Genomic DNA, 6,243 nt, shown 5'->3' on the forward strand with positions numbered 1-6,243 from the left:
CGGTTCACAGCTGCAGGGGCGGTTCATCGAGCAGAGCAGCCTGCTCGCGCAGTGTCAGGATCTGCTCTTCCCAGTAGCGCTCGGTACCGAACCAGGGGAAGGCCCTGGGGAATGCCGGATCATTCCACCGCAGGGCGAGCCAGTAGGAAAAGCGCAGCATGCGCAGGGTGCGCAGGGCCTCCACGAGATGCAGCTCGCGCGGGTCGAAGGAGGCGAAGTCCTCGTAGCCTTCCAGGATCTGGTCCAGCTGGAAGGTCATTTCCGCGCGGTCGCCGGACAGCAGCATCCAGATATCCTGGATCGCGGGCCCGTTCAGGGCGTCGTCCAGATCGACGAAGTGCGGCCCGTCGTCGGTCCAGAGGATGTTGCCGGGATGGCAGTCGCCGTGGACGCGTACCGGCGCATACGCCCCGGCGCGCTCGAACGCCGCCTCGACCCGCTCCAGGACATCGGCGGCGATGCTGGCGTACGACGCCTCGAGGCCCCCGGGGATCAATCCCTGCTCGCGGATATAGCGCACGGGCCGGTGCCCGAAGTCCTCCACGGTCAGCGTCGGCCGGGCGGAGAACGGGCGCATGCCGCCGACCAGGTGCAGCCGGCCGAGAAACCGGCCGAGCCACAGCCGCGCCTGCTCGCTCTCCAGCTCCGGCAGCCGCCCGCCCTGGCGCGGGAACAGCGCGAAGCGGTAGCCGGCGTAGCGATGGAGAGTCGTGCCGTGGAACGTCTCCGGGGCCACCACCGGAAGATCGCGCTCGCGGAGCTCCAGCGTGAACGCGTGCTCCTCCAGGATGGCCTCGTCGCTCCACCGGCCCGGGCGGTAGAACTTGCCCACCATGGGCGTGCGCCCCTCCAGGCCGACCTGGTAGACGCGATTCTCGTAGCTGTTCAGCGGCAGCAGGTAGCCGTCACACTCCAGGCCGAGCGACTCCACGGCATCCAGCACCGTGCCGGGACCGAGGTCATCGTAGGGTGTCTCAAGTGCAGGCTGCTCCATGGTTGTCATCCCGACCCTTCACCGGGGGTACCGGCGGGGCGTTGTCGTGCGTGATCGTAGCGCCGTCAGCCGCCGGCATTCGCCGGGGCCGCTCTTCCATGAGACAGGTACGCGGCCCCGGAGTGCCGAAGGACGCCGGATCACCCGGCGGCATCATCCTGCAGCCGGTCCGCCAGCTCGCGCGCGCGCCGCCACGCGTCGGTGCCCTGCAGGGCCTGGAGGTCGGCGGCCGGGATCCTGGCCGGGCGCAGACGATCGACCCGGCGATGGCTGGCATCCGGCACCTCGGCGCCGAGCGCATCGAGGACCGGGGCCACCGCGTCCAGCTCGTTGCACAGCAGGATCAGGTCGCAGCCCGCGTGGGCCGCGGATTCCGCCCGCGCGGGATAGCCGCCGATGCTGGCCGCGCCCTCCATGCCCAGGTCGTCGCCCACCACGACGCCCCGGAAATCCAGCTCCTCGCGCAGGATCCGGTGAATCCACGTGCCGGAGAAGCTCGCCGGCTGATTGTCCACGTGGGAGTAGACCACGTGGGCGGTCATGACCGCGGGCAGGACACCCTCGCCGATGAGGCGCTCGAACGGCACCATGTCCTCGCCGCGGAGCGCCAGAATGGGACGGTCATCCACCGGCAGCTCCAGGTGCGAGTCCGCACCGACGCCGCCGTGCCCCGGGAAGTGCTTGCCGCAGGGGGCCATGCCGGCGGCGAGCATGCCGCGCGCCCAGCCCCCGGCCAGGGCCGCGACCGTATCCGGGTCGTGGTGGAACGCCCGGTCCCCGATCACCGAGCTGACCCCGCGATCCAGGTCCAGCACCGGCGCGAAGCTCCAGTCGACTCCGGCGGTGAGCAACTCCGCCGCCATCAGCCAGCCCAGCCGCTCCGCGCCGGCCACGGCGTCATCACCGCTGCGGTCGTACCAGCTCCCCAGGGCCCGCATCGGCGGCAGCGCGGTCCCCGGCGCGGTGATGCGCTGTACCCGGCCGCCCTCCTGGTCCACGGCCACCAGCGGCGGCTCCGCGCCCTGGCGATGGATGTCGGCCGTCAGGGCGCACAGCTGCTCGCGGTCGCCGATGTTACGGTCGAACAGGATCGTGCCCGCAACCCGCGGATGCTGGAGCCACTCCCGCTCCTCCGGTGTCAGCTCCGTGCCCTGCAGCCCCACCAGCAGTTTCCCCGGGGTCATCGCTGCCTCCGACACGAGAGATCGCCGCCGCGCGGCGCCGCCGGCGCTTCGGCGGCATCGCCCAGCCACACCGGCGTTCCCGCCGGGGCCCGGTGGAACAGGTCCAGTACATCGGCATTACGCATACGTATGCATCCTCGCGAACCGGGCTGCCCCAGCGCCACTGTCTCGGGGCAGCCGTGGAAATAGATATAGCGCCGCATGGTGTCCACGGCGCCGAAGCGATTGCGCCCGGGCTCACGGCCGCACAGCCAGAGGATGCGCGTGAGAATCCAGTCGCGGCCGGGCTGCTGCTCCATCAGCGCCGGCGACCAGACCTCGCCGGTCCAGCGCCGGCCGCGGAACACCGCACCCTCGGGGGCGCCGGCGCCGATGCGGGCGCGGATGACGTGCCAGCCGCGGGGGGTACAGAACGAGCCGTCCCGTTCCCCGGGGCCATTCGCCGCCGTGGAGACCGGATAGCGGACGGTGTGATCGCCGGCCACGAGCTCGGCCTCCTGGCGGTCCAGGAACACCCGGATCCAGCTCGGCCGCTCGCCGCTCACGACCACTCCCGGTAGGGATGCTGGGCGAGCCGGACGTTGTAGTAGCGCGGGTCATCGGACACCTCCGCGCCCAGCCAGCCCGGGGACTGGAACGGCTCGTCGGCGTCACTGAGCTCCAGCTCCGCCACCACGAGGCCGGCATTGTCCCCGAAGAACTCGTCGATCTCCCAGAGGTGCCCGGCGTAGCGCACGTAATGGCGGGTCTTCTCGATGAGCGGTCCCTGGCACAGGCCGGCCAGCATCTCCTCGGCGTCGTCGAGGGGAATCTCGTACTCGTACTCCTGGCGCGAGATCCCCAGGGTCGCGCTCTTGATATTGAGCCAGGCCCGGTCGTCGCTGACCCGGACCCGGATCGAGGCGCGTTCCGTGCCGCCGAAATACCCCTGGCGCACCACCATGGACCGGTCCACGTCCGCCCGCCAGGCGTCGCCGTTGACCAGGAACTTGCGCTCGATCTCCGCCGCCACGAATCCCCCTTGTCGCCATGGTGGCACCACCCGGCGGCGCCACGGAAACACCCATGGTAACGTATCCCCCGTCACGCGGAAGCCGACGGACACGTTCACCATGCCCCAGTCCCAGCAATTGCAGACGCTGCTCCACGAGCAGATCCCCCTGAGCGCCGCCATGGACGTCCGGGTCATCGCCGCCGACACCCGCTCGGTGAGCGTCACCGCGCCCCTGGCGGCGAACCACAATCACGCCGGCACGGTCTTCGCCGGCAGCCAGCACGCCCTGGCCTGCCTCGCCGGCTGGAGCCTGCTGCGCCTGTGGGCCGACGCGGCCGAGTGGTCCGCCGACCTGGTCCTCGGCCGCGCCGAGATCCGCTACCTCCAGCCCGCCCACGGCGACCTCGCGGCCACGGCCACCCTCAACGACGAGCACCGCCACGAGCTGGAGAAGGCCCGCGCCACCAACAGCGCCGCCCGGGTGGACCTCATCATCGAGCTCGTCAGCGGCGACGACATCTGCGCCCGCTTCCACGGCCGCTTCGTCGCCAGGGGCAAGGCGGCTTAACGGGGAATGACGCTGGGCCAGCTGCGCCGCCTGTTCCGCTGGCAGGGGGTGCTGTCACGGACCGTCTGCGGCCAGGACGGCCGCAGTCGAGCCTACATGGATGTATTTACGGCGTGTCCGTGACAGCACCCCCTGCCAGCGGAACAGGCGGCCCCGGATCAACAGACCGTAGTCAGGCAGCGGCACCAGGGCTTCCAATAACGGAATCCCTGTTAAAATCCCCGGTCATTTCGGCAACACAGGAAACCGATCCATGAAACGTCTGGTCATGCTCCGGCACGGACAAAGCGTGTGGAACCTGGAGAACCGGTTCACCGGCTGGTACGACGTCGACCTCACCGAGCAGGGCCGCGAGGAGGCCCGCGCCGCCGGCGAGCTGCTGCGCGCCCACGGCTACCGGTTCGACATCGCCTACACCTCCGTGCTCAAGCGGGCCATCCGCACCCTCTGGATCGCCCTGGACGAACTCGATGCCATGTGGATCCCCGTCACCAAGGACTGGCGCCTCAACGAGCGCCACTACGGCGCCCTGACCGGCCTCAACAAGGCTGAGACGGCCGCCGAGTACGGTGACGAGCAGGTTCACGTCTGGCGCCGCAGCTACGCCACGCCGCCGCCGCCGCTGGACGACAGCGACGAGCGCCACCCGCGCTTCGACCCCCGCTACCAGGGGCTGCCGGCCGGCGAGCTGCCGGCGACAGAATCGCTGGAAAACACCCTGGAACGCGTGCTGCCCTATTGGCAAAGCACCATCGCACCGGCACTGCGCGCCCACGACACGGTACTCATCGCCGCCCACGGCAACAGCCTGCGGGCGCTGGTCAAGCATCTCCAGGGGATCAGCGACGAAGCCATTACCAGCGTCGAGATCCCCACCGGGCAGCCCCTGGTCTTTGAACTGGACGAGGGCCTCGGCGTGCAGTCCGAGTACTACCTGCGGGATCAGGCGCTGCCCGGCGCCTGAGCCGCACCCAGCCAGCGAGCGGATACGGTCATGAGCGACACCCGGCCCATCGCAGCAATCAGCGGCGCCAACCGCGGTCTCGGCTTCGAGACCGCACGCCAGCTCGGCAACCTCGGTTTCCGCGTCGTGCTCACCAGCCGTGACGGCATCAAGGGCAAGGCGGCCACCGACAAGCTGCAGAGCGAAGGCCTGGACGTGCTCTACCATCCGCTGGACGTCGAGCGCGAGGAAAGCCGCCTGCGGCTGTTCGAGTACCTGGAGGAGCGCCTCGGGCGCCTGGACGTGCTCATCAACAACGCCGGCGTCATGCCCGAGGGATCCCCCGATCAGCCCCAGCATGCCAGCGTGTTCGACACCGATCTCGACCAGCTGCGCCAGAGCATGGAGATCAACCTGTACGGCCCCCTGCGGCTGTGCCAGCAGGCCGTGCCCATCATGCGGCGCAACGGCTACGGGCGCATCGTCAACGTCTCCAGCGGCCTGGCCCAGCTGTCCGAAATGCGCGGGGCCTTTGCCGCCTACCGCATGTCCAAGGTGGCCCTGAACGCGCTCACGCGGATCGTGGCGGCGGAAGTGCGCGGCGACAACATCCTGGTCAACTCCGTCAGCCCCGGCTGGGTGCGCACGCGCATGGGCGGCACCAGCGCGCCCCGGGCGCCGGTGGAAGCCGTGCGCGGCATCACCTGGCTGGCCACCCTGGACGACGACGGGCCCAGCGGCGGCTTCTATCAGGACCGCATGGCCATCCCCTGGTAACCAACCTGAGGAGTACGGCATGGATGCGCTGAATGCTCTGCTGAAGATCGTCCTGGCCCTGGTCCTGCTGGTGGTTCTGCTGGTCACCGGGGCACTGGTCCGCAACGCGCCGCCCATGATGGACACGCCGGGCCCCCTGGTGCGGCTGGCGACCTATGTCACCACCAACTCCGTGGAAGTGCGCGCGGACGCCGCCCGCCCGGAACTGCGCAACCGGCTGTACGCCGTCGCGCCGGAGCAGCTCTGGCGCGCGGCCCGCGCCGCCGTCGAGCGCCTGGAATGGCGCGTCCTGCACGCCGATGCCGACAACCTGGCGCTGCAGGCGGTTGCCACCACCCCCCTGCTGCGCTTCCAGGACGACGTCTTCATCCGCGTCCGGCGCGCCGAGCACGGCCTCAGCACCCTGTATTTCCGCGCCAGCTCCCGCATCGGCCGCGCCGACCTGGCCATGAACACACGGCATCTCAGGAAGTTCCGCCGTATTCTTGAGCAGGAGCTGCAACACATGGCGGCCGCCGAGTGATTCCGTGACCGGGGAAAGAGGCAAGCAATCCGGGCGGAATCCCGCTAGACCTGACGCTGCGGTCTGCCCCCAGGGCCCGAGAGCAAGCGTAAGCCGGCGGGTTCCTGGATTGCATTGGTCGCGACTTACGTCGCTCCTACGGCGGGCTTCTGGAAAGTCTTTCCCAGCCCGCCGTAGGAGCGACGTAAGTCGCGACCAATGCACCGAACGAGTGTAACCCGGCAACGCATAAGCCCCTCCCTCACAACCCCCGAAACGCA

General features: G+C 69.8%; 8 protein-coding genes. 4 read left to right on the forward strand and 4 right to left on the reverse strand.

The annotated features are described in order from the left end of the window. Window positions 1–4 precede the first annotated feature (4 nt). From QWY84_RS13475 to QWY84_RS13490, 4 genes are all read right to left on the reverse strand, one after another. Window positions 5–994, reverse strand: a complete 990-nt coding sequence (locus QWY84_RS13475; RefSeq protein WP_290203229.1) for a serine/threonine protein kinase — start codon at window positions 992–994, stop codon at window positions 5–7. 140 nt (window positions 995–1,134) lie between these two features. Next, the gene (gene nagZ / locus QWY84_RS13480; RefSeq protein ID WP_290203230.1) at window positions 1,135–2,178 is read right to left on the reverse strand and encodes a beta-N-acetylhexosaminidase; all 1,044 of its coding nucleotides are present in this window, start codon (window positions 2,176–2,178) and stop codon (window positions 1,135–1,137) included. Further along, window positions 2,175–2,723 carry a L,D-transpeptidase family protein gene (locus tag QWY84_RS13485; RefSeq protein ID WP_435372988.1) on the reverse strand — a complete coding sequence of 183 codons (549 nt, stop codon included), beginning with the start codon at window positions 2,721–2,723 and terminating at the stop codon, window positions 2,175–2,177. The genes nagZ and QWY84_RS13485 overlap by 4 nt, the downstream gene beginning before the upstream one ends. Then, window positions 2,720–3,190, reverse strand: a complete 471-nt coding sequence (locus QWY84_RS13490; protein WP_290203403.1) for a CYTH domain-containing protein — start codon at window positions 3,188–3,190, stop codon at window positions 2,720–2,722. The genes QWY84_RS13485 and QWY84_RS13490 overlap by 4 nt, the downstream gene beginning before the upstream one ends. A 100-nt stretch (window positions 3,191–3,290) precedes the next feature. Between QWY84_RS13490 and QWY84_RS13495 the strand changes: the two genes are divergently transcribed. From QWY84_RS13495 to QWY84_RS13510, 4 genes are all read left to right on the forward strand, one after another. Continuing rightward, window positions 3,291–3,740, forward strand: a complete 450-nt coding sequence (locus QWY84_RS13495) for a YiiD C-terminal domain-containing protein (RefSeq protein WP_290203231.1) — start codon at window positions 3,291–3,293, stop codon at window positions 3,738–3,740. A 262-nt stretch (window positions 3,741–4,002) separates the two neighbouring features. After that, window positions 4,003–4,704 carry a 2,3-diphosphoglycerate-dependent phosphoglycerate mutase gene (gpmA, locus tag QWY84_RS13500; RefSeq protein WP_353959897.1) on the forward strand — a complete coding sequence of 234 codons (702 nt, stop codon included), beginning with the start codon at window positions 4,003–4,005 and terminating at the stop codon, window positions 4,702–4,704. Between the two features lie 30 nt (window positions 4,705–4,734). Further along, window positions 4,735–5,460: an SDR family oxidoreductase gene (locus QWY84_RS13505; protein ID WP_290203233.1), complete on the forward strand. Its 726-nt coding sequence runs from the start codon at window positions 4,735–4,737 to the stop codon at window positions 5,458–5,460. A gap of 19 nt (window positions 5,461–5,479) precedes the next feature. Next, on the forward strand, window positions 5,480–5,983 hold the full coding sequence (locus tag QWY84_RS13510; RefSeq protein ID WP_290203234.1) for a DUF1499 domain-containing protein: 504 nt from the start codon (window positions 5,480–5,482) through the stop codon (window positions 5,981–5,983). Window positions 5,984–6,243 lie beyond the last annotated feature (260 nt).

The organism is Aquisalimonas lutea, from assembly GCF_030409225.1.
GTDB classification, from domain to species: domain Bacteria; phylum Pseudomonadota; class Gammaproteobacteria; order Nitrococcales; family Aquisalimonadaceae; genus Aquisalimonas; species Aquisalimonas lutea.

Coding starts and splice junctions, on each gene's coding strand:
- QWY84_RS13475 (WP_290203229.1), bottom strand. CDS start 994: ATGGAGCAGCCTGCACTTGAGACACCCTACGATGACCTCGGTCCCGGC.
- nagZ (WP_290203230.1), bottom strand. CDS start 2,178: ATGACCCCGGGGAAACTGCTGGTGGGGCTGCAGGGCACGGAGCTGACA.
- QWY84_RS13495 (WP_290203231.1), top strand. CDS start 3,291: ATGCCCCAGTCCCAGCAATTGCAGACGCTGCTCCACGAGCAGATCCCC.
- QWY84_RS13505 (WP_290203233.1), top strand. CDS start 4,735: ATGAGCGACACCCGGCCCATCGCAGCAATCAGCGGCGCCAACCGCGGT.
- QWY84_RS13510 (WP_290203234.1), top strand. CDS start 5,480: ATGGATGCGCTGAATGCTCTGCTGAAGATCGTCCTGGCCCTGGTCCTG.